We start from the raw sequence: 26,417 nt of genomic DNA, 5'->3' as shown, positions 1-26,417 counted from the left end.
AAGTACGCTTCCCCCACAACGATGGCGATATCTTATGACTCAGCAATCACCCTATTCAGCAGAGATGGCAGAACAGCGTCACCAGGAGTGGTTACGTTTTGTCGACTTACTTAAACACGCCTATGAGCAAGATTTACATCTGCCGCTACTCAATTTGATGTTGACGCCGGATGAGCGCGAAGCATTGGGCACGCGCGTGCGTATCATTGAAGAGCTGTTGCGCGGCGAGATGAGCCAGCGCGAGCTGAAAAATGAGCTTGGGGCGGGCATCGCCACCATTACGCGCGGTTCAAACAGCCTGAAATCCGCGCCGGTGGATCTGCGCCAGTGGCTGGAGCAGGTACTGCTCGGGAAAAATTGATCCGCCGGATGCGGCTTTGCCTTATCCGGCCTACGATTGAACATCCGGCACAATGCTATAAATACACCGCGTTATGAAACGGACTAAGCGCCAGAATGACCGCCTGATGGTAAACGCTTGAGCGCGTCAGCTTACCCGCGGTAAATACGCCAATCGCGCCCTCTTTACGACCAATCTCATCAATGCCTGTGTACTGCGACATCACCGGGCCAAGCGCTTCTCCCTGGCGGACTCTGTCGAGAATAACGGCGGGCAGCGGCAGCGTGGCCGATCGCGCTTCACCGCGCTGAACGCCGTTATCAATTACCACCCAACTGAAGGTGGCGTCATCGTCAATTCCAGCTTCGATGGCTACCCAGAAATCAGCTTGTGGATGCAGGCGGCGCGCATTATCCACGCGATTTCGTGCGCCAGTGCGCGTTTCCTGGCTTCCAAAAGGCTGTTCCGGTACGCCGCTCTCGACGGCGACGGGTTCGATATGGCAGGATCCTTCCCCGAAAATCTCTTCAAATGCCCGGAGAATTGCCTGAATTTTGGCAGGATTGGTGGTAGCAGAGATAACCTTGTGCATAATAAAGCTCAGTTTGAAAATTCATCGCATCGCAGTATAACGGAAAAAAAGCATGTTACAGGTATACCTTGTTCGCCATGGTGAAACGCAGTGGAACGCCGAGCGACGTATTCAAGGCCAGTCAGACAGCCCACTGACCGCTAAAGGTGAGCAGCAGGCCATGCAGGTTGGTGAACGCGCCCGCTCATTGGGTATTACGCATGTCATCAGTAGTGATTTAGGTCGTACACGACGCACAGCAGAAATCATCGCTCAGGCTTGTGGTTGTGATATCACTTATGACTCCCGGCTGCGTGAACTGAATATGGGCGTGCTGGAAAAACGTCATATCGACACGCTGACGGCTGAAGAAGAGGGCTGGCGTCGTCAGTTGGTGAACGGTACGGTTGATGGGCGTATTCCGGAAGGGGAATCGATGCAGGAGCTGAGCGATCGCGTCAACGCGGCGCTGGCAGCCTGCCTGGACCTTCCGCAGGGGAGCCGCCCACTGTTGGTGAGCCACGGGATCGCGCTGGGCTGCCTGGTGAGTACGATTCTGGGATTGCCGGCATGGGCCGAACGTCGCCTGCGTCTGCGCAATTGCTCTATTTCCCGCGTTGATTACCAGGAAAGTTTATGGCTTGCGCCGGGATGGGTGGTTGAAACGGCAGGGGACATCTCACATCTGGACGCCCCTGCGTTGGATGAGCTGCAGCGTTAGCGGCGAATCGGTATCAGGAATTCGCAGCGCAGGTTGATCGGGCGATCTCCCGCTTTGGCATCTTCTGCCGGGTAGTATCGCTCGATATCCTGCCCTTTACGGCGGGTCAGGTTTAGCATCGGCATGCAGGTGCCGTATACCGTCAGGATAAACTCCTGTACGCCAGTCCCCAGCCCTTCATAGGTAAACATCACGTACTCGCCGCCCTGCAGCAGGATAGGCTGCGCCGACGGTACATAGCCATTGGCTTGTTCCGGCGTCAGTGCCGTGGTGTAAAACACTTCCTGTTCGTCGTCCTTTTCAATGCTCGGACGCGTTTCGTTCAGCCCGTACAGCACCGGCGGGATTGAAGGCGCATGGCCAAGGAAGTCGCGCCAGAACTGAATACGCATTTCATGACGGAAATCTGAAATCTGTTCCAGCGAGCAGGAATAGCTTTGCGTGGTGCCCAGCAGTTGCGTATCTTCCAGCGTCACAAACTCGTGCGCAGGCATAGCAAATTCACCGAGTCGCATTGGCGGGCGAATACCAAAAGCGCTCCATTCCGGCGAGCGGCGATACAGCGCTGGCGTCTGAGAAAACTGTTTCTTGAACGCGCGGGTAAAGGTTTGTTGAGAGTCGAAGCGGTATTGCAGGGCAATATCCAAAATAGGGCGCGCAGTCAGGCGAAGCGCCACTGCGGATTTCGATAAACGACGGGCGCGGATATAGGCGCCAATAGCATGGCCCGTCACGTCCTTAAACATTCTCTGCAGGTGCCACTTGGAATAGCCTGCTTTTGCCGCCACATTGTCAAGCGACAAAGGCTGATCCAGATGACCTTCCAGCCAGATTAATAGGTCGCGAATAATGCCAGCCTGATCCATAAAATATCCTCATCCTTTCAACAACGAGTACCTGACGTCAGGTATGAGGATAATAGCATTTTTTGTTGTTTTAGCATTCAGTGTTTTTTTTGCTCATAAATGCTTTTTTTGGACATTCGAAAGCGTGATTATTGTAATCCTGTGATCTGTATACGTTTTATCTTAGAATGTCGAATAATTACCCAGAGTAACTTTTAAGAATGGTAACAATATGAAATATAAGAGCTTAGCCATTTCCTCAATTTTGCTGATGTTGGCGCAAGTCGCCCATGCGGAGCAGATTGGATCTGTCGATACGGTGTTCAAAATGTTTGGGCCGGACCATAAAATTGTGGTCGAGGCGTTTGACGATCCGGATGTGACCAATGTGACCTGCTACGTGAGTCGTGCCAAGACCGGCGGCATCAAAGGTGGGTTGGGGCTGGCTGAAGATACCTCTGATGCCGCCATCTCCTGCCAGCAGGTAGGACCGGTGGAACTGAGCGACAGAATCAAGAACGGTAAAGCACAAGGCGAAGTGGTGTTTAAAAAAAGGACCTCGCTGGTGTTTAAGTCCTTACAGGTCGTACGTTTTTATGACGCAAAACGTAATGCGCTGGCCTATCTGGCCTATTCAGATAAAGTGGTTGATGGATCGCCCAAAAATGCCATCAGCGCTGTGCCCATTATGCCGTGGCGGCAATAACAAGGAAGCAAAATGCAACAGCCGTTGATCTGGTTGGTTGAGGATGAGCAGGGCATCGCGGATACGCTTATTTACATGCTGCAGCAGGAAGGCTTTCGCGTAGAAGCGTTTGAGCGCGGGCTGCCGGTGCTGGAAAATGCGCGCCAGAGATGCCCCGATGCGATAATTCTGGACGTCGGCCTGCCGGATATCAGTGGTTTTGAGCTGTGTCGACGCCTGCTGGAACGTCATCCGGCGCTGCCGATCCTCTTTCTCACCGCGCGCAGCGATGAAGTGGACCGCCTGCTGGGGCTGGAGATCGGCGCGGATGATTATGTTGCCAAACCCTTCTCGCCGCGCGAGGTGTGCGCCCGCGTACGTACACTGCTGCGGCGGGTGCAAAAATTCGCCTCTCCTTCCACAACGACGCGCTGCGGGGATTTTGAGCTTAATGAGCTGGCCGCGCAGATTACCTGGTTCGGTATACCGTTAACTCTGACGCGCTATGAATTCCTGTTGCTGAAAACACTGCTGATGTCGCCGGGGCGCATTTACTCTCGCCAGCAATTGATGGATTTAGTCTGGGCCGATGCGCAGGACACCTTCGACAGAACGGTCGATACCCACATCAAAACGCTGCGAGCCAAACTACGGGCGATCAACCCTGATATCTCGCCCATTAATACGCATCGCGGTATGGGATACAGCCTGAGGAGCGTCTGATGCGCATTGGTATGCGTTTGCTGCTCGGCTATTTCCTGATTGTCGCCGTTGCCGCCTGGTTCGTGTTGTCGATCTTTGTGCAGGAAATTAAGCCTGGCGTCCGCCGGGCGACTGAAGGCACATTGATTGATACCGCCACGTTGCTGGCTGCGCTGGCGCGTGATGATTTACTCTCTGACGCGCCCGCCAACGGTAAGCTGGCGCAGGCATTTTCCCAACTGCATAACCGCCCATTCCGTGCCAATATCAGCGGCATTAACAAAGTGCGTAATGAATACCATGTCTATATGACGGACGCGCAGGGTAAGGTGCTGTTTGATTCCGCTAACCAAGTGGTCGGCCAGGACTACTCCCGTTGGAATGACGTGTGGTTAACGTTGCGTGGGCAGTATGGCGCCCGCAGTACGTTGCAGAATCCGAACGATCCGGAAAGTTCGGTAATGTACGTTGCCGCGCCGATCGTTGACGGCGGGCGTATTATCGGGGTGCTTAGCGTTGGCAAACCCAATGCGGCGATGGCGCCGGTGATTAAACGCAGTGAACGGCGGATGCTGTGGGCCAGCGCGGTATTGCTGGGGATCGCCTTAGTGATTGGCGCGGGGATGGTATGGTGGATCAACCGTTCTATTGCCCGACTGGCGCGCTATGCCGATTCCGTTACTGAGAATCGCCCCGTCCCACTACCTGATTTAGGCAGCAGCGAGCTACGTAAACTGGCGCAGGCGCTGGAAAGTATGCGTCTGAAGCTGGAGGGCAAGAATTATATTGAGCAGTACGTTTATGCGTTAACGCATGAACTCAAAAGTCCTCTGGCGGCCATTCGCGGCGCGGCGGAAATTTTGCGCGAAGGCCCGCCGCCGAACGTGGTGGCGCGTTTTACCGATAATATTCTGGTACAAAATGCGCGCATGCAGGCGCTGGTTGAAACCTTGTTACGCCAGGCGCGCCTGGAGAATCGCCAGGACATTACGTTGACGCCGGTGGCGGTAGATGCGCTGTTTGCCCAGCTCAAAGAGGCCCGGAGCGTGCAACTGGCGGCAAAAAACATCACGCTGACCATTATGCCTTCATCGCTTAGCGTTGATGCCGATCCCGCGCTGCTGGAGCAGGCATTGGGGAATTTGCTCGACAACGCTATCGACTTTACGCCGCAGGACGGAACGATTGTGCTCAGCGCGCATCAGCATCAGCATGAGGATCAGGTCACGTTGCAGGTTACCGACAGCGGCAGCGGGATCCCTGACTTTGCGTTGCCGCGTATTTTTGAACGCTTCTACTCGCTGCCCCGTGAAAATGGGCTTAAGAGCAGCGGATTGGGACTGGCGTTTGTCAGTGAGGTTGCGCGACTGCATGCAGGCTCGGTGACCTTACGCAATCGACCGGAAGGTGGGGCACAGGCTTCGTTTACGCTTCACCGTCACTTCACATAACTTCAAATTCCCCGCACATAGCTGTTCTACCTTGCTGGTATTGCAAAGGAGAACGCTATGTTGAAATCACCCCTGTTCTGGAAAATCGTCACCTTAGGTGGCGCCATGCTGTTGCTGTTAATTCCCCTGACAATGGTCAGGCAGATAATCGTTGAGCGATCGGACTATCGCCATGACGTTGAAGATGCAATCCGCCAGAGCACCAGCGGACCGCAAAAGATGGTCGGCCCGTTGATTGCCGTTCCGGTGACGGAACTTTATACCGAGCTGGAAGAGGGTAAAGAGGTCCAGCGTAAGCGCAGCTATATCCATTTCTGGTTACCGGAATCGTTGGTCGTCGAGGGAAGCCAAAACGTTGAAGCGCGTAAAATTGGTATTTATGAAGGCCAGGTCTGGCATAACGATTTGGCGGTGAAAGCCGAGTTTAACGCTGAACGTTTGAGTGATTTAAACCATCCTAATGTCAGTATCGGCAAACCGTTCATAGTGGTGGGCGTGGGGGATGCGCGTGGGATCGGCGTGGTGAAAGCCCCCCTGGTCAACGGCACGTCGCTGGCCGTGGAGCCAGGAACAGGTCTGGCGGGTCGTGCTCAGGGGATCCATATTCCGCTACCCAACGCGAGCTGGACGGCGCAAAATCTCAGCATGGCGCTGTCGCTTAATTTGAGCGGAACCGGCGACTTCTCCGTCGTTCCGGTTGGCCGTAACAGTGAAATGACCTTAACCAGCAATTGGCCGCATCCCAACTTTCTTGGGGATTTTCTTCCGGCTAAGCGCGAAATCAGTGAGTCTGGATTCAATGCCCAGTGGCAAAGCAGCTGGTTTGCTAATAACCTCGGCGAACGCTTTGATGGTGAAAAGATTGGCTGGGAGGGAATGCCTGCATTTAGCGTCGCTGTCGCCACCCCTGCGGATCAGTATCAATTGACGGACAGGGCGACAAAATATGCCATTTTGCTGATTGTGCTGACCTTTATGTCTTTCTTTGTGCTTGAAAGCATGACCAGCCTTCGACTGCACCCGATGCAGTACCTGCTGGTGGGGTTATCGCTGGTGATGTTTTATCTGTTGCTGCTGGCGTTGTCAGAACACATTGGTTTTACCGCCGCGTGGATTACGGCAAGCCTTGTGGGCGCATTGATGAACGGTGTATATCTGCAGGCGATATTACAGGGTTGGCGCAAGAGTATTTTGTTCACCGTAGCGCTGCTGGGGCTGGATGGCGTGATGTGGGTGTTGCTCCGTTCGCAGGACAGTTCTTTACTGCTTGGCACCAGCGTGCTGTTATTCGCGCTGTGTGGCGTGATGTTCCTGACGCGTCATCTTGACTGGCACTCGCTGGCGCAGCCAAAACCAATGTCGAAAGCGCTTCCTGAGCCGCAACCCGATGAGAGTGATGAATTACGTATATGGAAATAGCGGAGCGGTGAAATGAAAAACGGCGCATAAAGCGCCGTTTTTGTACGTGTGAGGATCGAATTAATCCTGCAGGTCGCCGCAGAAACGGTAGCCTTCACCGTGGATGGTAGCGATGATTTCTGGCGTATCCGGCGTTGATTCGAAATGTTTACGAATGCGGCGGATAGTCACGTCAACGGTACGGTCATGTGGCTTCAGTTCGCGACCGGTCATTTTTTTCAGCAGTTCTGCGCGAGACTGGATTTTGCCAGGATTCTCACAGAAGTGAAGCATGGCGCGGAATTCGCTGCGTGGCAGTTTATACTGCTCGCCATCAGGACCAATCAGAGAGCGGCTGTTGATGTCCAGCTCCCAGCCATTGAACTTGTAGCTCTCGACGCTACGGCGTTCTTCGCTGACGGTACCCAGATTCATGGTACGCGACAGCAGGTTACGAGCACGGATAGTCAGTTCGCGCGGGTTAAACGGTTTGGTGATGTAATCGTCGGCGCCGATTTCGAGGCCGAGAATTTTATCGACTTCGTTATCACGGCCCGTCAGGAACATCAGCGCAACGTTAGCTTGTTCGCGGAGTTCGCGCGCTAACAGGAGACCATTTTTCCCAGGCAGATTGATATCCATAATCACAAGGTTGATGTCATATTCAGAGAGAATCTGATGCATTTCCGCGCCATCTGTCGCTTCGAATACATCATAGCCTTCTGCTTCGAAAATGCTTTTCAACGTGTTGCGTGTTACTAACTCGTCTTCAACGATAAGAATGTGCGGGGTCTGCATGTTTGCTACCTAAATTGCCAACTAAATCGAAACAGGAAGTACAAAAGTCCCTGACCTGCCTGATGCATGCCGTAAATTAACATGATCGGCGTAACATGACTAAAGTACGTAATTGCGTTCTTGATGCACTTTCCATCAACGTCAACAACATCATTAGCTTGGTCGTGGGTAGTTTCCCTCTGGACCCGACAGTGTCAAAAACGGCTGTCATCCTAACCATTTTAACAGCAACATAACAGGCTAAGACGTACCGGACACCCAATAAAACTACGCTTCGTTGACATATATCAAGTTCAATTGTAGCACGTTAACAGTTTGATGAAATCAACGCATCCAAATGTTTGCTTTCATCACAAAATTGCAATATTACAACTAGTTGCACGAGCTAATTAATAAATGTAATGAATCCAACCAATGCTATCCATTTTAAATTAAATTATCATGGATAAACAGCAGGATATGCAACTTTTGTTAACATAAAAAGCAATAGTACAGGTTGGAAATAGTTTAGCATTTTTTATTGGATGCGAAATCCTTTTTCAGTGATTTCTGTTAAAAATATGTAAATTCGCGCTGCGTAATATGTTGATGTGCGTCACATTATTACCTGCCGACTGGCCAAAAGAGTATCGAAATGCGTTTAACAATTATTCTGGTTGCCCCTGCCAGAGCGGAAAATATTGGTGCGGCTGCCCGCGCGATGAAGACCATGGGATTCACTCAATTGCGGATCGTGGACAGCGAGGCCCACCTGGAGCCTGCAACGCGATGGGTCGCACATGGATCGGGCGATATTATTGATAATATTAGCGTTTTTCCAACGCTAGCCGAAGCGTTGCACGACGTTGATTTTACCGTGGCGACCACGGCGCGCAGTCGGGCGAAGTTTCATTATTACGCCACGCCGGTCGAACTCGTTCCTCTGTTGCAGGAAAAATCCGCGTGGATGGATCACGCCGCGCTGGTGTTTGGGCGCGAAGATTCCGGGCTGACCAACGAAGAATTAGCACTGGCGGATGTCCTTACTGGGGTACCCATGGTGGCTGACTACCCTTCACTCAATCTGGGACAGGCGGTGATGGTGTATTGCTATCAATTAGCAGGTTTAATACAACAACCGGCCAAAAATAATGAGGTAGCGGATGAACTTCAGTTGCAGGCATTGCGTGCGCGCGTTTTACGTTTATTAGCCACGCTGAACGTTTCTGACGACATCAAACTCACCGACTGGCTGCAACAGCGAATGGGCTTATTAGGGCAGCGAGACACGGCAATGCTGCACCGTTTTTTACATGATATAGAAAAAAACATAACAAAATAAAATGCTGGTTAATGTTTTATCATTGGCGTTTTGTTTTGGTTTCAAGTGGGTCGGACATGCTGTATTGGTTGAAAGTAAAAGGGCAAGCAGTGGCTCATGAACAAGTTTCGGAATGTGATCAATTTAAAAATTTATTGACTTAGGTCAGCAGATACTTTAACCCTAAAAGAATACAAGACAGACAGATAATAATTACAGAGCACACAACATCATGAAACGCATCAGCATCACCATTACCACAACCATCACCATTACCACAGGTAACGGTGCGGGCTGACGCGTACAGGAAACACAAGAAAAAGCCCGCACCTAAACAGTGCGGGCTTTTTTTTCGACCAAAGGCAATGAGGTAAACCATGCGAGTGTTGAAGTTCGGCGGTACATCAGTGGCAAATGCAGAGCGATTTCTGCGGGTTGCCGACATTCTGGAAAGCAATGCCAGACAGGGGCAGGTCGCGACCGTTCTCTCTGCCCCCGCCAAAATTACCAACCATCTGGTGGCGATGATTGAAAAGACCATCGGTGGTCAGGATGCTTTAGCCAACATCAGCGATGCCGAACGCATTTTCTCAGAGCTTTTAGCTGGTCTTGCCGCCGCGCAGGCGGGTTTCCCGCTGGCTCCGCTCAAAGCCTTGGTTGAACAAGAATTTGCTCAGATTAAGCACGTCCTGCACGGTATCAGCCTGTTGGGGCAGTGCCCGGACAGCATCAATGCCGCGCTTATCTGCCGTGGCGAAAAAATGTCGATCGCCATCATGGCCGGCCTGCTGGAAGCGCGCGGGCACAACGTGACGGTCATCGACCCGGTTGAGAAACTGCTGGCGGTTGGCCATTATCTCGAATCTACTGTTGATATCGCCGAGTCTACGCGCCGCATTGCCGCCAGCCGTATTCCAGCGGACCATATGATTCTGATGGCCGGATTTACCGCCGGGAATGAAAAAGGTGAGTTAGTGGTGCTGGGGCGTAATGGCTCTGACTACTCCGCCGCCGTACTGGCCGCCTGTTTGCGTGCGGACTGTTGCGAGATCTGGACCGATGTCGACGGCGTATATACCTGCGATCCGCGTCAGGTACCCGATGCCCGACTGCTGAAGTCGATGTCTTATCAGGAAGCGATGGAGCTTTCTTACTTCGGCGCTAAAGTACTACATCCGCGCACCATTACCCCTATTGCCCAGTTCCAGATCCCGTGCCTGATTAAAAATACCGGCAATCCGCAAGCGCCCGGTACGCTGATCGGTGCCAGCAGTGATGACGACGACTTGCCGGTAAAAGGCATTTCTAACCTCAATAACATGGCGATGTTTAGCGTCTCCGGCCCTGGAATGAAAGGTATGGTAGGCATGGCGGCGCGCGTTTTCGCCGCGATGTCGCGTGCAGGCATCTCGGTGGTGCTGATCACGCAATCCTCTTCTGAATACAGCATCAGCTTCTGTGTCCCGCAGGGCGACTGCGCGCGTGCGCAGCGCGCGATGCAGGATGAATTCTATCTCGAGCTGAAAGAAGGTCTGCTGGAGCCGCTGGCGGTGACTGAGCGTCTGGCTATCATCTCGGTGGTTGGCGATGGTATGCGCACGTTGCGCGGCATCTCGGCGAAATTCTTTGCCGCGCTGGCTCGCGCGAACATCAATATCGTGGCCATCGCCCAGGGGTCTTCTGAGCGTTCTATTTCGGTGGTGGTAAACAACGACGACGCCACCACCGGCGTACGCGTGACCCATCAGATGCTGTTCAACACCGACCAGGTGATTGAAGTGTTTGTGATTGGCGTCGGTGGGGTGGGCGGTGCGCTGCTGGAGCAGCTTAAACGTCAGCAAACCTGGCTGAAAAACAAGCATATCGATTTGCGCGTGTGCGGCGTGGCGAACTCGAAGGCACTGCTGACCAACGTCCACGGTCTGAATCTGGAAAACTGGCAGTCTGAGCTGGAGTGTGCGAAAGAGCCTTTCAACCTTGGGCGTTTAATTCGTCTGGTGAAAGAATATCATCTGCTCAATCCGGTGATTGTCGACTGTACCTCAAGCCAGGCGGTGGCGGATCAGTATGCCGACTTCCTGCGCGAAGGTTTCCATGTGGTCACCCCGAACAAAAAGGCCAATACGTCGTCGATGGATTACTACCATCAACTGCGTTTTGCTGCGGCGAAATCGCGACGTAAATTCCTGTACGACACCAACGTGGGCGCGGGCTTGCCGGTTATTGAAAACCTGCAAAACCTGCTCAGCGCAGGCGATGAACTGCAACGATTCTCCGGCATCCTTTCCGGTTCGCTGTCGTTTATTTTTGGCAAGCTGGATGAAGGCATGAGCTTCTCGCAGGCGACCACTATGGCGCGTGAGCTGGGCTATACCGAGCCCGATCCGCGTGATGATCTTTCCGGTACAGATGTGGCGCGTAAGCTGCTGATCCTGGCCCGTGAAACCGGCCGTGAGCTGGAGCTGTCTGACATTGTCATTGAACCGGTCCTGCCAACAGAATTTGATGATTCCGGTGATGTTCCCGCGTTTATGGCGAAGTTGTCGCAACTGGATGACGCCTTTGCCGCGCGCGTGGCGAAAGCTCGTGATGAGGGGAAAGTATTGCGCTATGTTGGCAATATTGAAGAGGACGGTGTCTGTCGCGTGAAAATTGATGCAGTAGACGGCAACGATCCGCTGTTCAAAGTGAAAAACGGTGAAAACGCGCTGGCGTTCTATAGCCATTACTATCAGCCGTTACCGTTGGTGCTGCGCGGATACGGCGCAGGTAATGACGTAACGGCGGCGGGCGTATTTGCCGACCTGCTACGTACCCTTTCATGGAAGTTAGGAGTCTGACATGGTAAGAGTTTATGCCCCGGCTTCCAGCGCCAATATGAGCGTCGGATTTGATGTGCTCGGGGCGGCGGTAACCCCCGTAGACGGTTCGCTATTGGGTGATGTGGTCTCTGTTGAGCCAGCCGACCAGTTCAGTCTGAATAATCTTGGGCGCTTTGCTGACAAACTGCCTTCTGAGCCGCGAGAAAATATCGTCTATCAGTGCTGGGAGCGATTCTGTCAGGAGCTGGGTAAAACCGTTCCGGTGGCAATGACGCTGGAAAAAAATATGCCGATTGGCTCCGGGTTAGGTTCCAGCGCCTGTTCCGTTGTGGCGGCGTTAGTCGCCATGAACGAGCACTGTGGGAAACCGCTCAACGACACGCGCCTGTTGGCGATCATGGGAGAGCTGGAAGGACGTATCTCCGGCAGTATTCATTACGATAATGTTGCCCCGTGCTTTTTGGGCGGTATGCAGTTAATGATCGAAGAAAACGGCATTATCAGCCAGCAGGTGCCAGGCTTTGATGAGTGGCTGTGGGTACTGGCGTATCCGGGGATTAAAGTGTCGACGGCGGAAGCGCGGGCCATTTTACCTGCGCAGTATCGCCGTCAGGACTGCATCGCCCACGGGCGGCATCTGGCAGGGTTTATCCATGCCTGCTATTCCCGTCAGCCTCTTCTGGCCGCGAAGCTGATGAAAGATGTCATCGCTGAGCCGTATCGTACCCGCTTGCTGCCAGGCTTCAGCCAGGCGCGTCAGGCGGTAGCGGAAATCGGCGCGTTGGCCAGCGGGATCTCCGGGTCAGGGCCGACGCTGTTCGCCTTGTGCGATAAGCCGGATACGGCGCAGCGTGTCGCAGACTGGCTGGCTAAACATTATCTGCAAAATCAGGAAGGCTTTGTTCATATTTGCCGGTTGGACACGGCAGGCGCACGGGTACTGGGATAATCAATGAAACTCTATAATCTGAAAGATCATAACGAACAGGTCAGCTTTGCGCAGGCCGTCACGCAAGGGCTTGGCAAGAATCAGGGGTTGTTTTTTCCGCACGATCTGCCGGAATTCAATCTGACAGAAGTGGATGAGATGCTGAACCAGGACTTCGTTAGCCGCAGCGCTAAGATCCTTTCCGCATTTATTGGCGACGAGATCTCGCAGGAGATCCTGGAAGAGCGCGTACGCGCGGCGTTTGCGTTCCCGGCGCCGGTTGCTCAGGTTGCAGCGGACATTGGCTGTCTGGAGCTGTTCCACGGTCCTACACTGGCATTTAAAGATTTTGGCGGGCGCTTTATGGCGCAGATGCTGACGCACATCAGCGGCGACAAACCGGTAACGATTCTGACGGCGACCTCCGGCGATACCGGTGCTGCCGTGGCGCATGCGTTTTATGGTCTGCCGAACGTTCGCGTGGTGATCCTCTACCCGAGCGGCAAGATCAGCCCATTACAGGAAAAACTGTTCTGTACGCTGGGCGGTAACATTGAAACCGTCGCTATTGATGGTGATTTTGATGCTTGCCAGGCGTTGGTGAAACAGGCGTTTGATGACGAAGAACTGAAGGTGGCGCTGGGGCTGAACTCGGCTAACTCAATCAATATCAGCCGTCTGCTGGCGCAAATCTGTTACTACTTTGAAGCTGTGGCTCAACTGCCGCAAGAAGCGCGCAACCAGCTGGTTATTTCCGTTCCCAGCGGCAACTTTGGCGATCTGACCGCCGGACTGCTGGCGAAATCGCTGGGCTTGCCGGTGAAGCGCTTTATTGCGGCGACCAACGTCAACGATACGGTTCCACGCTTCCTTGCAGAAGGCGAGTGGGCGCCGAAGGCGACGCAGGCGACGTTATCCAACGCGATGGATGTCAGCCAGCCGAACAACTGGCCGCGTGTGGAAGAACTGTTCCGCCGTAAAATCTGGCGTCTGAATGAGCTGGGGTATGCCGCCGTTGACGATGCTACCACTCAGGATACGATGCGCGAGCTGCATGAAATGGGGTACACCTCAGAACCGCATGCGGCGGTGGCTTACCGTGCGCTGCGTGACCAGTTGAATCCTGGCGAGTATGGCTTGTTCCTCGGCACCGCGCATCCGGCGAAGTTTAAGGAAAGCGTTGAAGAGATTCTTGAGCTTACGCTGGCTCTGCCAAAAGAGCTGGCGGAGCGCGCTGATTTGCCGCTGCTCTCTCATCACCTGCCTGCTGATTTTGCTGCGCTGCGTAAGCTGATGATGACCCGCGGTTAACGGTAGTGCCCGCTGGCGTTGTGCTTAGCGGGCCTGCAAAACCTGTAGGCCGGATAAGGCGTTAGCCGCCATCCGGCATGTACACTACTGCTCGTGGCGTTTAAACACCAGTTCGCCATTCCCTGACGCTTCTTCATCAAAGAAATAGCCTTCACTGGTAAATGCCGTCAGTTGCTCTGGCTGAGTTAAGCGATTTTCAATGATGTAGCGGCTCATCAGGCCACGCGCTTTTTTGGCATAAAAGCTGATGACTTTGAACTTACCGTTCTTCTCATCGAGGAAGACTGGTTTGATAAGTTCGGCGTTCAGTTTTTTCGGCTTCACGGATTTAAAATATTCATCTGATGCGAGGTTAATCACCACGCTGTCGCCTTGTGCTTCCAGCGCTTCGTTAAGTTTGTCGGTGATGGTATCGCCCCAGAACTGGTAAAGATCTTTCCCCTTTGGATTGGCCAGACGAATGCCCATCTCCAGACGGTAAGGCTGCATCAAATCCAGCGGACGCAACACGCCGTACAGCCCGGACAACATGCGTAAATGCTGCTGAGCGAAGTCAAAATCCGCTTCGCTGAAGGTTTCAGCCTGCAGCCCGGTATAAACGTCGCCTTTAAACGCCAGAATAGCCTGACGCGCATTCTCCGGTGTGAAATCGGGCTGCCAGTCATGGAAACGGGTGGCGTTCAGATCCGCCAGCTTGTCGCTAATTCCCATCAGCTTGCCAATCTGCGGCGCGGAGAGTTGTCGCGCCACGTGAATAAGCTGCTGCGAGTGATCCAGCAGTTCGGGCAGCGTGTGGCGTGTGGTTGCCAGCGGACTTTGGTAGTCGAGCGTTTTTGCAGGTGAAATCAGAATCAGCATATCCAGTCCTTGCAGGAAATTTACTGCGACTTTAGCAAAAAAATGGACAGAATTGATCGATGGTTGCGATTGCCGCGTTAATCACGCGGCGTTTCATCCCAGCTTTCGGGCGCAAGCTGCTGCCTGATATCAGGATAACGGCGCGGATCAAATTCCGGGCGCACCCCGAGTTTACGCTGGCGCAGATAGTCGCTGGCGAGGGTATGGACAACCGGTGAGAGCAGTAAAATCGCCGTCAGGTTAGTGATGGCCATACAGGCCATGATGATGTCAGCAAGTTGCCAGAGCAGCGGGAAGCTGAGTAATGTGCCGCCGACAACGGTGCTCACGGTCGCGATACGTAATAGCCAAATTACCCGGATATTGTCCAGCTTCAGGAAAATAAGGTTGTTTTCCGCGTAGATGTAGTTGGCGACGATAGAGCTAAAGGCAAACAGGATCACAATAAAGGCGACGAATCCGGCACCCCATTCACCCGTCAGCGAGACCATCGCTCTCTGCAGCAACTGGATGCCTTCAATGGGGATAGAACTGGTGCCATTACCCGCCAGCAGAACGATCATCGCACTGGCCGTACAAAGAATCAGCGTATCGCCTAAAACACCGATCATTTGCACAATGCCTTGTGCCGCAGGATGCGGAGGCCATGACGCAGCCGAGGCGGCGGCGTTCGGGGTTGAGCCCATTCCGGCCTCATTCGAGAACATACCGCGTTGAAAGCCGCTGGCAATGGCCTGGCTTAGCGTATACCCGGCGGCGCCGGCGGCGGCTTCCTGCCAGCCAAAGGCACTTTTAACGATGGTTATGATAATGTCGGGAAGCTGAGCGAAATGCCAAAGGCAGATGACGAGGCTACAACCGACCCACAACAGAGCCATCACCGGAACAAACCATTGCATCAGACGGGCAACGCCTTTAATACCGCCGACGATGACCAGTAATGATGTGATAGCCAGGGCGATACCGGAGAAGAGGGGAGGGATATCGAAAGCAAAAGCAAGTGCGCGCGAGACCGAGTTTGCCTGCACGCTGTTAAAAATCAGTCCATATGCGATGAGTAAAAAGATGGCAAAAAGCACGCCCATCCAGCGCATACCCAGTCCACGCGCCATATACCACGCAGGACCGCCGCGAAACTGTCCCTTGCTGTCGCGTTCTTTATACAGTTGCGCAAGTGAGCATTCGGCAAACGAGGTTGCCATCCCAATGACTGCCGAGACCCACATCCAGAAAACGGCTCCCGCGCCGCCTGCGGCGATTGCCAACGCCACGCCCGCCAGATTTCCGCTGCCGATCCGCGCGGCAAGACTGGTGCATAAAGCCTGAAAGGAAGTTAAACCGCCCGGTTGCGGGCTGATGCTGTTTTTAAGACTTCTGCCAAACTGGCGAATGTAGCGAAACTGGATGAACCCCGTACGCCAGGTGAACCAACATCCTGCGCCAAGCAGGAGGTAGATCATTACCGAGCCCCAGAGTATTTCATTAATAAATGCGAAAAAATCAGGCATTAACATCCCTCTTGTTGATGCCGGTAAGCGCGAATAATCCCATGTAAGCGCTACCAATTATCGACCAGTATATACCTTCTAAGTAGATTGATTACGGGAGTTTATCATAACAACAGGTATATCCCTTAATTGCGCATCTCAGGCTTTGAGCTGCGTAATCAGGGCTGAGCGGCAGGTCGGACAATACAGGCGGTTGCGCTGAGAGTGCGTCGTGCTATCATCAGGGAAGATCGGTTACATCCCCCTAACAAGCTGTTTAAAGAGAATCACTATCATGACGGACAAATTGACCTCCCTTCGTCAGTTCACCACAGTAGTGGCCGACACCGGAGACATCGCGGCAATGAAGCTGTATCAGCCTCAGGATGCCACAACTAACCCTTCTCTCATTCTTAACGCAGCGCAGATCCCGGAATATCGCAAGCTGATTGATGACGCTGTAGCTTGGGCTAAGCAGCAGAGCAACGACCGCGCGCAGCAGGTCGTCGACGCGACCGACAAACTGGCGGTAAACATTGGTCTGGAGATCCTGAAACTGGTCCCGGGTCGCATTTCCACAGAAGTTGACGCTCGCCTGTCCTACGACACCGACGCATCCATCGCGAAAGCAAAACGTCTGATTAAACTGTACAACGATGCTGGCATCAGCAACGATCGCATTCTGATCAAACTGGCTTCAACCTGGCAGGGCATTCGTGCCGCTGAGCAGCTGGAAAAAGAAGGCATCAACTGTAACCTGACTCTGCTGTTCTCTTTCGCGCAGGCGCGCGCTTGTGCAGAAGCTGGCGTATACCTGATTTCTCCGTTCGTTGGTCGTATTCTTGACTGGTACAAAGCCAACACCGACAAGAAAGAGTATGCACCGGCAGAAGATCCGGGCGTGGTTTCCGTAACGGAAATCTACGAGTACTACAAACAGCACGGTTACGAAACCGTAGTTATGGGCGCGAGCTTCCGTAACATCGGTGAAATCATCGAGCTGGCGGGCTGCGATCGTCTGACGATTGCACCGGCGCTGCTGAAAGAGCTGGCGGAAAGCGAAGGCGCTATCGAACGTAAACTGTCCTTCTCTGGCGAAGTGAAAGCGCGTCCTGCACGTATCACTGAAGCTGAGTTCCTGTGGCAGCACAACCAGGATCCAATGGCTGTAGACAAACTGGCGGACGGTATCCGTAAGTTTGCTGTAGACCAGGGCAAACTGGAAAAAATGATCGGCGATCTGCTGTAATCATTTCGGCGTGGCCCTGACAGGGGTCACGCTACCTCTTCTGAAACCTGTCTGTCCTTCCTTTCGCAGTGTATCATTCTGTTTAACGAGACTGTTTAAACGGAATAATCATGAATACTTTACGCATTGGCCTGGTGTCCATTTCTGATCGTGCTTCCAGCGGCGTTTACCAGGATAAAGGTATCCCGGCCCTTGAAGAGTGGCTGGCATCAGCCCTAACAACCCCTTTTGAGCTGCAAACACGGCTGATCCCGGATGAACAGGCGATCATCGAACAAACCTTATGCGAGCTGGTTGATGAAATGAGCTGTCATCTGGTACTGACGACCGGCGGAACGGGGCCGGCACGTCGCGACGTAACGCCAGACGCTACGCTGGCCGTAGCCGACCGCCAGATGCCTGGTTTTGGTGAGCAAATGCGCCAGATAAGTCTGCACTTTGTGCCAACCGCAATCCTTTCCCGTCAGGTTGGCGTGATTCGCAAACAGGCGCTGATCCTGAATCTGCCTGGGCAGCCGAAATCGATCAAAGAAACGCTGGAAGGCGTGAAAGATGCCGATGGTAAGGTCATCGTGCCAGGCATTTTTGCAAGTGTACCGTATTGTATACAGCTGTTAGATGGACCTTATGTCGAGACTGCACCGGCAGTAGTAGCATCTTTTCGCCCTAAAAGCGCGATCCGCGATACAAATGCCTGAAAGTAGCCTGGTCGTGATATAAGTAACAATGAAGGTGGAGTATTGAATTGTTTACGATATAGTAATTTTTGATTTACATATATCGACAGACATATTCAATTACTCCACTGACTCATGGTTTGCTATGTCACAACACACTCGACCCCTGAATCGCCAGGATTATAAAACCCTTACGCTTGCTGCCCTCGGCGGGGCGCTTGAGTTTTATGATTTCATTATATTCGTCTTCTTTGCCGCGGTTGTTGGCGAACTTTTCTTCCCGGCCGATATCCCTGAATGGCTACGACAGGTTCAAACCTTCGGCATTTTTGCCGCCGGATACCTGGCGCGTCCATTGGGCGGCATCATTATGGCGCATTTTGGCGACCTGGTCGGACGCAAGAAAATGTTTACCCTGAGCATTTTGTTGATGGCGATACCGACGCTGGTGATTGGCTTGTTGCCTACCTATGCCTCAATGGGGATCCTCGCGCCGTTACTGTTATTACTGATGCGCATTTTGCAGGGGGCAGCCATTGGGGGCGAAGTGCCGGGGGCGTGGGTGTTCGTGGCGGAACACGTACCGGAGCGTCGCATCGGTATCGCCTGCGGCACGCTGACTGCCGGACTTACTGTGGGGATTCTGTTGGGGTCGGTTGTTGCAACGCTGGTGAACACCAGCCTGACGCAGCAAGCGGTGCATGACTACGGCTGGCGTATTCCTTTCCTGCTGGGCGGCGTGTTTGGGCTGGTGGCGATGTATCTGCGCCGCTGGCTGCAGGAAACGCCCATCTTCCTCGAAATGCAGCAGCGTAAGGCGTTGGCGCAAGAGCTACCGGTAAAGTCGGTGGTGAGCAAACATAAAAAAGCGGTGGTCATTTCCATGCTGCTGACCTGGCTGTTATCGGCTGGGATCGTGGTGGTGATCCTGATGTCGCCAGTCTGGCTGCAGAAACAGTATGGCTTTGCGCCAGCATTGACATTACAAGCCAACAGTGTCGCGACCATTATGCTGTGCGTCGGTTGTCTGCTGGCCGGGTTTATTGTCGACCGGGTTGGCGCCAGCAAAACCTTTATTGTCGGTAGCCTGTTGCTGGCCTGTTCGAGCTGGTTTTTCTATCATCTGACCGGTAGCCATCCTCAGCATTTGTTCTTGTTGTATGGGCTGGTGGGCTTGTGCGTTGGCGTGGTGGGGGCTGTGCCTTATGTCATGGTACGAGCGTTTCCAGCGGAAGTCCGCTTTACCGGTATCTCGTTTTCTTACAACGTTTCGTACGCCATTTTTGGTGGTCTGACGCCAATCGCTGTGACGATGTTAATGAGCGTGTCGCCAATGGCTCCAGCCTGGTATGTACTGGCGTTATCGCTGGTGGGGTTAGGGCTGGGGATTTGGCTGCGACAGGATATTTATCATCGCGATACCAGCGTGCAGGGAGAGTTACAGCGCTTGTAAGGAATATCCCCCCGTCCGGGGGGATAGCGTCAGATTAGTGCGCTTCACCAATCGGCAGGATGGTACGGCCAAACTGTTCGTTCAGCACTTCGCCCATCGCCAGGTAAATGGCGCTTGCACCACACACTAAGCCAACCCAGCCAGCAACATGGATGATCGCTTCGTTACCTGCAATGTTGCCCACGGCCAGTAGCGCGAACAGCACCGTCAGGCTCAGGAAGACAAACTGCAGCGCACGCGCAGCTTTCAGCGTGCCGAAGAACATGAACAGTGTGAACACGCCCCACAGACCCAGGTATACGCCCAGGAACTGGCCGTTGGTTGCATCCGCCAGGCCCATTTTCGGCATGATCAGGATCGCAACCAGCGTCAGCCAGAACGAGCCGTAGGAGGTAAAGGCGGTTAAACCGAAGGTGTTGCCTTTTTTATATTCCAGCAGCCCGGCAAAAATTTGCGCGATACCGCCGTAGAAAATGCCCATCGCCAGAATAATAACGTCAAAGGCGAAGAAACCCGCGTTATGCAGGTTAAGCAGAATGGTGGTCATGCCAAAGCCCATCAGGCCCAGCGGTGCCGGATTAGCCAACTTAGTGTTGCCCATAATTCCTCAAAATCATCATTGATTGAATGGTGAAATAGTTTCCCCGAATAACGATCACTGTCTTCGGGGCGCGGCATGATAATCAGGGGAAAGCGGACTGTCTATGATCTAACAAAGGGAAAATGAATTATTTTCCCTGTGATGGACATCACGCTTGTGTGTTGTTGATCATTCTTCGCAGACAGGCGATTTGTAGCACCGCCGGAATCGTCACGCGATAGGCGCTGCCGCTCACCGCTTTAACCCCGTTTAAAGCCGCGCCGACCGGGCCGCCAAGCCCTGCGCCGCGTAGCAATCCATGCCCGATGACGCTAACTGCGGCATGGGTACGCAGGATCTGCGTGAGCTGACCGGAGAGCAAATGAGCAACGCCAGTCGCCAGATGGCGATCCTTCATTAATAGCGGCAGTAACTCTTCCAGTTCAGAGACTTTTGCCTCAACGGCCTGCAAAAATTCCTGCTTATGGTCCGCATCCATTTTTTGCCAGGCATTCCGTAGAAAGTGTTCCAGCAAATACTGTTCAATTTCATACGTGGGCATCGCTTTGTCGGCTTTAAGCTTCAGGCGCTTCGAAACATCCAGCAAAATCGCCCGATACAGCTTTCCATGGCCACGAAGTTTATTGGCAATGCTGTCGCCACCATAATGCTGAAGTTCGCCGGCGATCAGTTGCCAGTTGCGGCGGTGCTGTTCCGGGTGTCCTTCCATCGATTTAAATAATTCGTTGTGGCTCAGAGCGCTCGACAGACGGGCTTTCCCTTTTTCATTATGCGTTAACAGGCGAGTAATCGTGGCGAGTTGTTCCTCACTGCAATGCTGCAGAAAGTCGAGGTCGTCGTCATGCAAATACGTGACATTCATGTTTTCTATGGCTTCTGAATAAAAGGGCGTAGTTAGTCGTCGCCGATGACTTTAAGCGTCGCCATGTCAGAGGAGTTTACCGACTGGCCTGAAAAAGTGATTTTGGATACGCAGCGTTTATTGTCGTTGTCGCTATTAATATTGATCCAATTAGTGGTTTGTCCCTCTTTAATGGATGACGGGACGTTCAGGCTTTGGCTGGAGGTGCGCGCAGCTTTGAAGTAAACGGATGCGCCGTTAAGGTTAATATCGCCTCGATCGGCGGTGAGTTGAATACGCTTCACCAGCCGACAAACGGGAATTTTGAGCGTGAGATCGTTAGTTGCGTTGCGGGGCATAGCAATCATCCCCAGAACTTTATGATCGTTAGCGTGAGCGGCGCTGCTCGACACCAGGCCCATAAGCAGGGTGGCGGAAAGGGTTAAAACGGATTTCATGAAATTTCTCTTTGACGGCTGCAAAAGTGCGTGACTTCGCGCTAGTTTACCGCCGACACAAAAACGATTCATTCACGTAATCTTTTCTTTTTATTACAATTTTTATGTGAATAACAGCGCTTTATTAATTGGTTTTATGAATTAATTTTGATTGGCGATTATTCATTTTTTGTAGTTTTGTGCCTTTTTTCGGCAAATTTATTGCTTCTGCGCTAAAAAAATTTTTCATGCCCCCCTTGATGAAGTGGGTTACGACCCCACTTAGTAGTCAACCGCAGTGGTGAGTCTGAAAAAAAACGATTCAGGGTAGTTGAAACCGCACGTTTCGCCCTTATTACAGATTCACAACCACATGATGACCGAATTTTTAGTGGAGACGTTTAGATGGGTAAAATTATTGGTATCGACCTGGGTACTACCAACTCTTGTGTAGCGATTATGGATGGCACTACTGCACGTGTGCTGGAGAACGCCGAGGGCGATCGCACCACGCCTTCTATCATTGCTTATACCCAGGATGGTGAAACTCTGGTTGGTCAGCCGGCTAAACGTCAGGCAGTGACAAACCCGCAAAACACCCTGTTTGCGATTAAACGCCTGATTGGCCGCCGCTTCCAGGACGAAGAAGTACAGCGTGATGAAGCCATCATGCCGTACAAAATCATCGGTGCTGACAACGGTGATGCCTGGATTGACGTAAAAGGTCAGAAAATGGCACCGCCGCAGATCTCTGCAGAAGTGCTGAAGAAAATGAAGAAAACGGCTGAAGATTACCTGGGTGAACCGGTAACTGAAGCGGTTATCACCGTACCTGCATACTTTAACGATGCTCAGCGTCAGGCAACCAAAGACGCCGGCCGTATCGCAGGTCTGGAAGTAAAACGTATCATCAACGAACCAACCGCAGCTGCACTGGCTTACGGTCTGGATAAAGAAGTCGGCAACCGTACTATCGCGGTTTATGACCTCGGTGGTGGTACTTTCGATATCTCTATTATCGAAATCGACGAAGTTGACGGCGAAAAAACCTTCGAAGTTCTGGCAACCAACGGTGATACCCACCTGGGTGGTGAAGACTTCGACAGCCGTATGATCAACTACCTGGTTGACGAGTTTAAGAAAGATCAGGGTATCGACCTGCGTAATGACCCGCTGGCGATGCAGCGTCTGAAAGAAGCTGCTGAGAAAGCGAAGATCGAGCTGTCTTCCGCTCAGCAGACCGACGTGAACCTGCCGTACATCACTGCAGACGCGACTGGTCCGAAACACATGAACATCAAAGTGACCCGTGCGAAACTGGAAAGCCTGGTTGAAGACCTGGTTAACCGTTCTATCGAGCCGCTGAAAGTTGCTCTGCAGGACGCTGGCCTGTCTGTTTCTGATATCAACGACGTTATTCTCGTTGGTGGTCAGACGCGTATGCCGATGGTGCAGAAGAAAGTTGCTGAATTCTTCGGTAAAGAGCCGCGTAAAGACGTTAACCCGGACGAAGCCGTGGCAATCGGTGCTGCCGTTCAGGGTGGTGTATTGACGGGTGATGTGAAAGACGTACTGCTGCTGGACGTTACCCCGCTGTCTCTGGGTATCGAAACCATGGGCGGCGTGATGACGCCACTGATCGCGAAAAATACCACCATCCCGACCAAGCACAGCCAGGTGTTCTCTACCGCTGAAGACAACCAGTCTGCGGTAACCATCCATGTGCTGCAGGGTGAACGTAAACGTGCTGCCGATAACAAAGATCTGGGTCAGTTTAACCTGGATGGTATCAGCCCGGCTCCGCGCGGTATGCCGCAGATCGAAGTTACCTTCGATATCGATGCCGACGGTATCCTGCACGTTTCCGCGAAAGACAAAAACAGCGGTAAAGAGCAGAAGATCACCATCAAGGCTTCTTCTGGTCTGAACGAAGAAGAAATTCAGAAAATGGTTCGCGAAGCAGAAGCGAACGCAGAATCTGACCGTAAGTTCGAAGAGCTGGTTCAGACTCGTAACCAGGGCGACCATCTGCTGCACAGCACTCGTAAGCAGGTTGAAGAAGCAGGCGACAAGCTGCCGGCTGACGACAAAACTGCCATTGAGTCTGCACTGACCGCGCTGGAAACGTCTCTGAAAGGCGAAGACAAAGCGGATATCGAAGCGAAAATGCAGGCGCTGGCTCAGGTTTCCCAGAAACTGATGGAAATCGCGCAGCAGCAGCACGCACAGCAGCAGGCTGGTGCAGCAGGCGCTGATGCTTCTGCAAACAATGCGAAAGATGACGACGTTGTCGACGCTGAGTTTGAAGAAGTGAAAGACAAAAAATAATCGCCCTGATGCAGGGTAGTTAATCGGCACGGGCGTAGAGGTTTCCTCTTCGCCCGTGCTTGTATGTTAAGGGGCTTAAAAAAACCAATGGCAAAGCAAGACTATTACGAGATTTTAGGCGTTTCCAAATCAGCGGAAGAGCGTGAAATCAAAAAGGCCTACAAGCGCCTGGCCATGAAATATCACCCGGATCGCAACCAGGGTGATAAAGAGGCTGAAGCCAAGTTTAAAGAGATCAAAGAAGCGTACGAGATCCTGACCGATGCGCAAAAACGCGCGGCTTACGATCAGTACGGTCATGCCGCGTTTGAGCAAGGCGGCATGGGCGGCGGCGGCGGCGGTTTTGGCGGCGGGGCTGACTTCAGCGATATCTTTGGTGACGTGTTTGGCGATATCTTTGGCGGCGGTCGTGGTCGTCAGCGCGCCTCACGTGGTGCTGATTTACGTTACAACATGGATCTCACTCTGGAAGAAGCCGTGCGTGGCGTCACCAAAGAGATCCGTATTCCGACGCTGGAAGAGTGTGACGTCTGCCATGGCAGCGGCGCGAAGTCAGGTACTCAGCCGCAAACCTGTCCAACCTGTCACGGTTCCGGCCAGGTGCAGATGCGCCAGGGCTTTTTTGCCGTACAGCAGACCTGTCCACATTGTCAGGGTCGCGGTACGCTGATCAAAGATCCGTGCAACAAATGTCACGGTCATGGTCGCGTTGAGAAAAGCAAAACGCTGTCCGTCAAAATCCCGGCAGGCGTTGATACCGGCGACCGTATTCGTTTAGCAGGTGAAGGTGAAGCCGGTGAGCATGGCGCGCCAGCAGGCGATTTATACGTTCAGGTGCAGGTAAAACAGCACCCAATTTTTGAGCGTGAAGGCAATAACCTGTACTGCGAAGTACCGATTAACTTTGCGATGGCAGCGCTGGGCGGCGAGATTGAAGTCCCGACGCTGGACGGTCGCGTGAAGTTGAAGATTCCGGGCGAGACGCAGACCGGCAAACTGTTCCGCATGCGTGGAAAGGGCGTCAAGTCTGTACGCGGTGGCGCTCAGGGCGATCTGCTGTGTCGTGTCGTTGTTGAAACCCCTGTGGGTCTGAACGACAAGCAGAAGCAGTTGCTGAAAGACCTGCAGGACAGTTTTGGCGGCCCGACCGGCGAGCAAAACAGCCCGCGCTCCAAAAGCTTCTTCGACGGCGTGAAGAAGTTCTTTGACGATTTGACCCGCTGATTCTCTCGACTCAATATTTGATAAAAAGCCTGGGACTGAAAAGTTTCAGGCTTTTTTATTTCTGTTTTCCGTTCGGAAAATCTTTTTTAATTTCAGTCTATTTGTTCGTAAAAACCGATCTATCTATCATGAATAATCTAATTTTAACGAGCTTTTTGAGGGTGTAAGATAGTATTTACGAAGTATTCACCCAATAGAGAGAATAAAAGTGAAACATCTGCATCGTTTTTTTAGTAGTGACGCCTCGGGGGGCATCATCCTGATCATCGCAGCCGTCATCGCTATGTTGATGGCAAATATCGGGGTCACCAGTGGATGGTACCATGCCTTTCTGGAAACGCCCGTTCAACTGCGGGTTGGCGCGCTTGAGATCAACAAAAATATGCTGCTGTGGATCAACGACGCGTTGATGGCGGTGTTCTTCTTGTTGATTGGTCTGGAGGTAAAGCGCGAGTTAATGCAAGGCTCGCTGGCCAGTCTGCGTCAGGCGGCATTTCCGATCATTGCCGCTATCGGGGGGATGATTGTCCCGGCGCTGCTGTATCTGGCATTCAACTATGCTGACCCTATTACCCGTGAAGGGTGGGCGATCCCGGCTGCAACGGATATCGCTTTTGCATTAGGCGTGCTGGCACTGTTGGGCAGTCGTGTTCCATTGGCGCTGAAAATCTTCCTCATGGCGCTGGCGATTATCGATGATCTTGGCGCTATCGTGATCATCGCGCTGTTCTACACCAGCGATCTCTCGCTGCTGTCGCTGGGCGTTGCCGCGTGCGCCATTCTCGTCCTGGCGGCCTTGAATCTGTGTGGCGTGAGACGTACCGGGATTTATATTCTGGTGGGCGTGGTGCTGTGGACGGCAGTCCTGAAGTCCGGTGTGCATGCGACGCTGGCGGGCGTGATCGTCGGTTTCTTCATTCCGTTAAAGGAAAAACACGGACGTTCACCGGCAAAGCGTCTGGAGCATGTTTTGCATCCGTGGGTGGCATACCTGATCCTGCCGCTGTTTGCCTTCGCTAACGCGGGTGTTTCACTGCAGGGTGTCACCATTGATGGGCTGACCTCCGTATTACCGCTGGGGATTATTGCAGGTCTGTTGATCGGTAAACCGCTGGGTATCAGCCTGTTTTGCTGGCTGGCGTTACGCTTAAAGCTGGCGCAATTACCTGAAGGAACGAATTTCCAGCAGATCATGGCGGTCGGGATTCTGTGCGGTATTGGCTTTACGATGTCGATTTTCATCGCCAGCCTGGCGTTTGGTAATGTCGATCCTGAGCTGATTAACTGGGCGAAACTGGGGATCCTGATTGGCTCCTTGCTGTCGGCGGTAATTGGTTACTGCTGGTTACGCACCCGGTTAAACGCATCCGCCTGACAGGATAACCCTTTC

At 52.9% G+C, this 26,417-nt stretch carries 26 protein-coding genes and 1 other annotated feature; of the genes, 18 read left to right on the top strand and 8 right to left on the bottom strand.

The window, feature by feature from the left end; all coding sequences use genetic code 11:
- The first annotated feature begins 34 nt into the window (after window positions 1-34).
- Entirely contained in the window at window positions 35-361 is a 327-nt protein-coding gene (trpR, locus tag AC534G_RS21385) for a trp operon repressor (RefSeq protein WP_003837292.1), read from the top strand.
- A gap of 55 nt (window positions 362-416) precedes the next feature.
- Here trpR and yjjX read toward each other — a convergent pair whose 3' ends face one another.
- Window positions 417-932: an inosine/xanthosine triphosphatase gene (gene yjjX / locus AC534G_RS21380; RefSeq protein WP_038637026.1), complete on the bottom strand. Its 516-nt coding sequence runs from the start codon at window positions 930-932 to the stop codon at window positions 417-419.
- Between the two features lie 52 nt (window positions 933-984).
- Here yjjX and gpmB point away from each other — a divergent pair, with 52 nt between their 5' ends.
- Complete coding sequence (gpmB, locus tag AC534G_RS21375) at window positions 985-1,632, top strand: 2,3-diphosphoglycerate-dependent phosphoglycerate mutase GpmB (protein ID WP_069324097.1); 648 nt, start codon at window positions 985-987, stop codon at window positions 1,630-1,632.
- Here gpmB and robA read toward each other — a convergent pair.
- Window positions 1,629-2,498, bottom strand: coding sequence for an MDR efflux pump AcrAB transcriptional activator RobA (gene robA / locus AC534G_RS21370; protein WP_038637031.1), 870 nt, complete (start codon window positions 2,496-2,498; stop codon window positions 1,629-1,631). The genes gpmB and robA overlap by 4 nt on opposite strands.
- Before the next feature lie 211 nt (window positions 2,499-2,709).
- Here robA and creA point away from each other — a divergent pair, with 211 nt between their 5' ends.
- From creA to creD, 4 genes are read left to right on the top strand one after another with little or no spacing between them, the layout of a single operon-like run.
- Entirely contained in the window at window positions 2,710-3,183 is a 474-nt protein-coding gene (creA, locus tag AC534G_RS21365; protein ID WP_038637033.1) for a protein CreA, read from the top strand.
- Window positions 3,184-3,195: 12 nt separating this feature from the next.
- Window positions 3,196-3,885: a two-component system response regulator CreB gene (creB, locus tag AC534G_RS21360; protein ID WP_085048350.1), complete on the top strand. Its 690-nt coding sequence runs from the start codon at window positions 3,196-3,198 to the stop codon at window positions 3,883-3,885.
- The gene (gene creC / locus AC534G_RS21355) at window positions 3,885-5,315 is read left to right on the top strand and encodes a two-component system sensor histidine kinase CreC (protein ID WP_110496086.1); all 1,431 of its coding nucleotides are present in this window, start codon (window positions 3,885-3,887) and stop codon (window positions 5,313-5,315) included. The genes creB and creC overlap by 1 nt, the downstream gene beginning before the upstream one ends.
- A gap of 57 nt (window positions 5,316-5,372) precedes the next feature.
- Window positions 5,373-6,734, top strand: coding sequence for a cell envelope integrity protein CreD (creD, locus tag AC534G_RS21350; RefSeq protein ID WP_110496085.1), 1,362 nt, complete (start codon window positions 5,373-5,375; stop codon window positions 6,732-6,734).
- A 60-nt stretch (window positions 6,735-6,794) separates the two neighbouring features.
- On the opposite strand, the gene arcA is transcribed toward creD, so the two are convergent.
- Window positions 6,795-7,511 carry a two-component system response regulator ArcA gene (arcA, locus tag AC534G_RS21345; RefSeq protein WP_001194359.1) on the bottom strand — a complete coding sequence of 239 codons (717 nt, stop codon included), beginning with the start codon at window positions 7,509-7,511 and terminating at the stop codon, window positions 6,795-6,797.
- Window positions 7,512-7,606: 95 nt separating this feature from the next.
- On the opposite strand from arcA, the gene yjjY reads away from it, so the two are divergent.
- The 6 genes from yjjY (at window position 7,607) to thrC (ending at window position 13,872) form a co-directional block, all read left to right on the top strand.
- On the top strand, window positions 7,607-7,747 hold the full coding sequence (gene yjjY / locus AC534G_RS21340) for a YjjY family protein (protein WP_042998021.1): 141 nt from the start codon (window positions 7,607-7,609) through the stop codon (window positions 7,745-7,747).
- A gap of 398 nt (window positions 7,748-8,145) precedes the next feature.
- Window positions 8,146-8,832 carry a tRNA/rRNA methyltransferase gene (locus AC534G_RS21335; protein WP_038637042.1) on the top strand — a complete coding sequence of 229 codons (687 nt, stop codon included), beginning with the start codon at window positions 8,146-8,148 and terminating at the stop codon, window positions 8,830-8,832.
- 206 nt (window positions 8,833-9,038) lie between these two features.
- Window positions 9,039-9,165 (top strand) — a sequence feature (Thr leader region).
- Window positions 9,044-9,109 carry a thr operon leader peptide gene (gene thrL, locus AC534G_RS21330; RefSeq protein ID WP_032337689.1) on the top strand — a complete coding sequence of 22 codons (66 nt, stop codon included), beginning with the start codon at window positions 9,044-9,046 and terminating at the stop codon, window positions 9,107-9,109. Its footprint overlaps the feature before it by 66 nt.
- Window positions 9,166-9,188: 23 nt before the next feature.
- Entirely contained in the window at window positions 9,189-11,651 is a 2,463-nt protein-coding gene (gene thrA, locus AC534G_RS21325; RefSeq protein ID WP_069324093.1) for a bifunctional aspartate kinase/homoserine dehydrogenase I, read from the top strand.
- Window position 11,652: 1 nt separating this feature from the next.
- Window positions 11,653-12,582, top strand: a complete 930-nt coding sequence (gene thrB, locus AC534G_RS21320; protein WP_038637046.1) for a homoserine kinase — start codon at window positions 11,653-11,655, stop codon at window positions 12,580-12,582.
- Window positions 12,583-12,585: 3 nt separating this feature from the next.
- Window positions 12,586-13,872 (top strand): threonine synthase, encoded by a 1,287-nt coding sequence (gene thrC, locus AC534G_RS21315; protein ID WP_038637048.1) that lies wholly within the window; start codon window positions 12,586-12,588, stop codon window positions 13,870-13,872.
- Between the two features lie 84 nt (window positions 13,873-13,956).
- Here thrC and yaaA read toward each other — a convergent pair whose 3' ends face one another.
- Both yaaA and AC534G_RS21305 read right to left on the bottom strand, forming a co-directional pair.
- Window positions 13,957-14,730 carry a peroxide stress protein YaaA gene (gene yaaA / locus AC534G_RS21310; RefSeq protein WP_085048345.1) on the bottom strand — a complete coding sequence of 258 codons (774 nt, stop codon included), beginning with the start codon at window positions 14,728-14,730 and terminating at the stop codon, window positions 13,957-13,959.
- A 77-nt stretch (window positions 14,731-14,807) separates the two neighbouring features.
- Complete coding sequence (locus AC534G_RS21305; RefSeq protein ID WP_110496084.1) at window positions 14,808-16,238, bottom strand: alanine/glycine:cation symporter family protein; 1,431 nt, start codon at window positions 16,236-16,238, stop codon at window positions 14,808-14,810.
- A 274-nt stretch (window positions 16,239-16,512) separates the two neighbouring features.
- Between AC534G_RS21305 and tal the strand changes: the two genes are divergently transcribed.
- From tal to AC534G_RS21290, 3 genes are all read left to right on the top strand, one after another.
- The gene (gene tal, locus AC534G_RS21300) at window positions 16,513-17,466 is read left to right on the top strand and encodes a transaldolase (RefSeq protein WP_005124064.1); all 954 of its coding nucleotides are present in this window, start codon (window positions 16,513-16,515) and stop codon (window positions 17,464-17,466) included.
- 110 nt (window positions 17,467-17,576) lie between these two features.
- Complete coding sequence (mog, locus tag AC534G_RS21295) at window positions 17,577-18,164, top strand: molybdopterin adenylyltransferase (RefSeq protein ID WP_003018973.1); 588 nt, start codon at window positions 17,577-17,579, stop codon at window positions 18,162-18,164.
- Window positions 18,165-18,288: 124 nt separating this feature from the next.
- Window positions 18,289-19,596 carry an MFS transporter gene (locus AC534G_RS21290; RefSeq protein ID WP_110496083.1) on the top strand — a complete coding sequence of 436 codons (1,308 nt, stop codon included), beginning with the start codon at window positions 18,289-18,291 and terminating at the stop codon, window positions 19,594-19,596.
- 34 nt (window positions 19,597-19,630) lie between these two features.
- Here the strand turns inward: AC534G_RS21290 and satP are convergent, their stop codons facing one another.
- The 3 genes from satP to AC534G_RS21275 all read right to left on the bottom strand — a co-directional run bounded on the left by satP (window position 19,631) and on the right by AC534G_RS21275 (window position 21,496).
- A complete protein-coding gene (gene satP, locus AC534G_RS21285; RefSeq protein WP_006686623.1) occupies window positions 19,631-20,197 on the bottom strand; it encodes an acetate uptake transporter in 567 nt (188 codons plus the stop codon).
- A gap of 148 nt (window positions 20,198-20,345) precedes the next feature.
- Complete coding sequence (msyB, locus tag AC534G_RS21280) at window positions 20,346-21,059, bottom strand: acidic protein MsyB (RefSeq protein WP_110496082.1); 714 nt, start codon at window positions 21,057-21,059, stop codon at window positions 20,346-20,348.
- Between the two features lie 32 nt (window positions 21,060-21,091).
- Window positions 21,092-21,496 (bottom strand): DUF2541 family protein, encoded by a 405-nt coding sequence (locus tag AC534G_RS21275; protein ID WP_110496081.1) that lies wholly within the window; start codon window positions 21,494-21,496, stop codon window positions 21,092-21,094.
- Window positions 21,497-21,880: 384 nt separating this feature from the next.
- On the opposite strand from AC534G_RS21275, the gene dnaK reads away from it, so the two are divergent.
- The 3 genes from dnaK to nhaA all read left to right on the top strand — a co-directional run bounded on the left by dnaK (window position 21,881) and on the right by nhaA (window position 26,402).
- Entirely contained in the window at window positions 21,881-23,803 is a 1,923-nt protein-coding gene (dnaK, locus tag AC534G_RS21270) for a molecular chaperone DnaK (RefSeq protein ID WP_038637064.1), read from the top strand.
- An 87-nt stretch (window positions 23,804-23,890) separates the two neighbouring features.
- On the top strand, window positions 23,891-25,027 hold the full coding sequence (gene dnaJ / locus AC534G_RS21265; RefSeq protein WP_110496080.1) for a molecular chaperone DnaJ: 1,137 nt from the start codon (window positions 23,891-23,893) through the stop codon (window positions 25,025-25,027).
- Between the two features lie 208 nt (window positions 25,028-25,235).
- Entirely contained in the window at window positions 25,236-26,402 is a 1,167-nt protein-coding gene (gene nhaA, locus AC534G_RS21260) for a Na+/H+ antiporter NhaA (protein WP_038637066.1), read from the top strand.
- The last annotated feature ends 15 nt before the right edge of the window (window positions 26,403-26,417 follow it).

Source organism: Citrobacter sp. CRE-46 (assembly GCF_059615875.1).
This window is presented reverse-complemented; position numbering and strand designations above follow the sequence as displayed.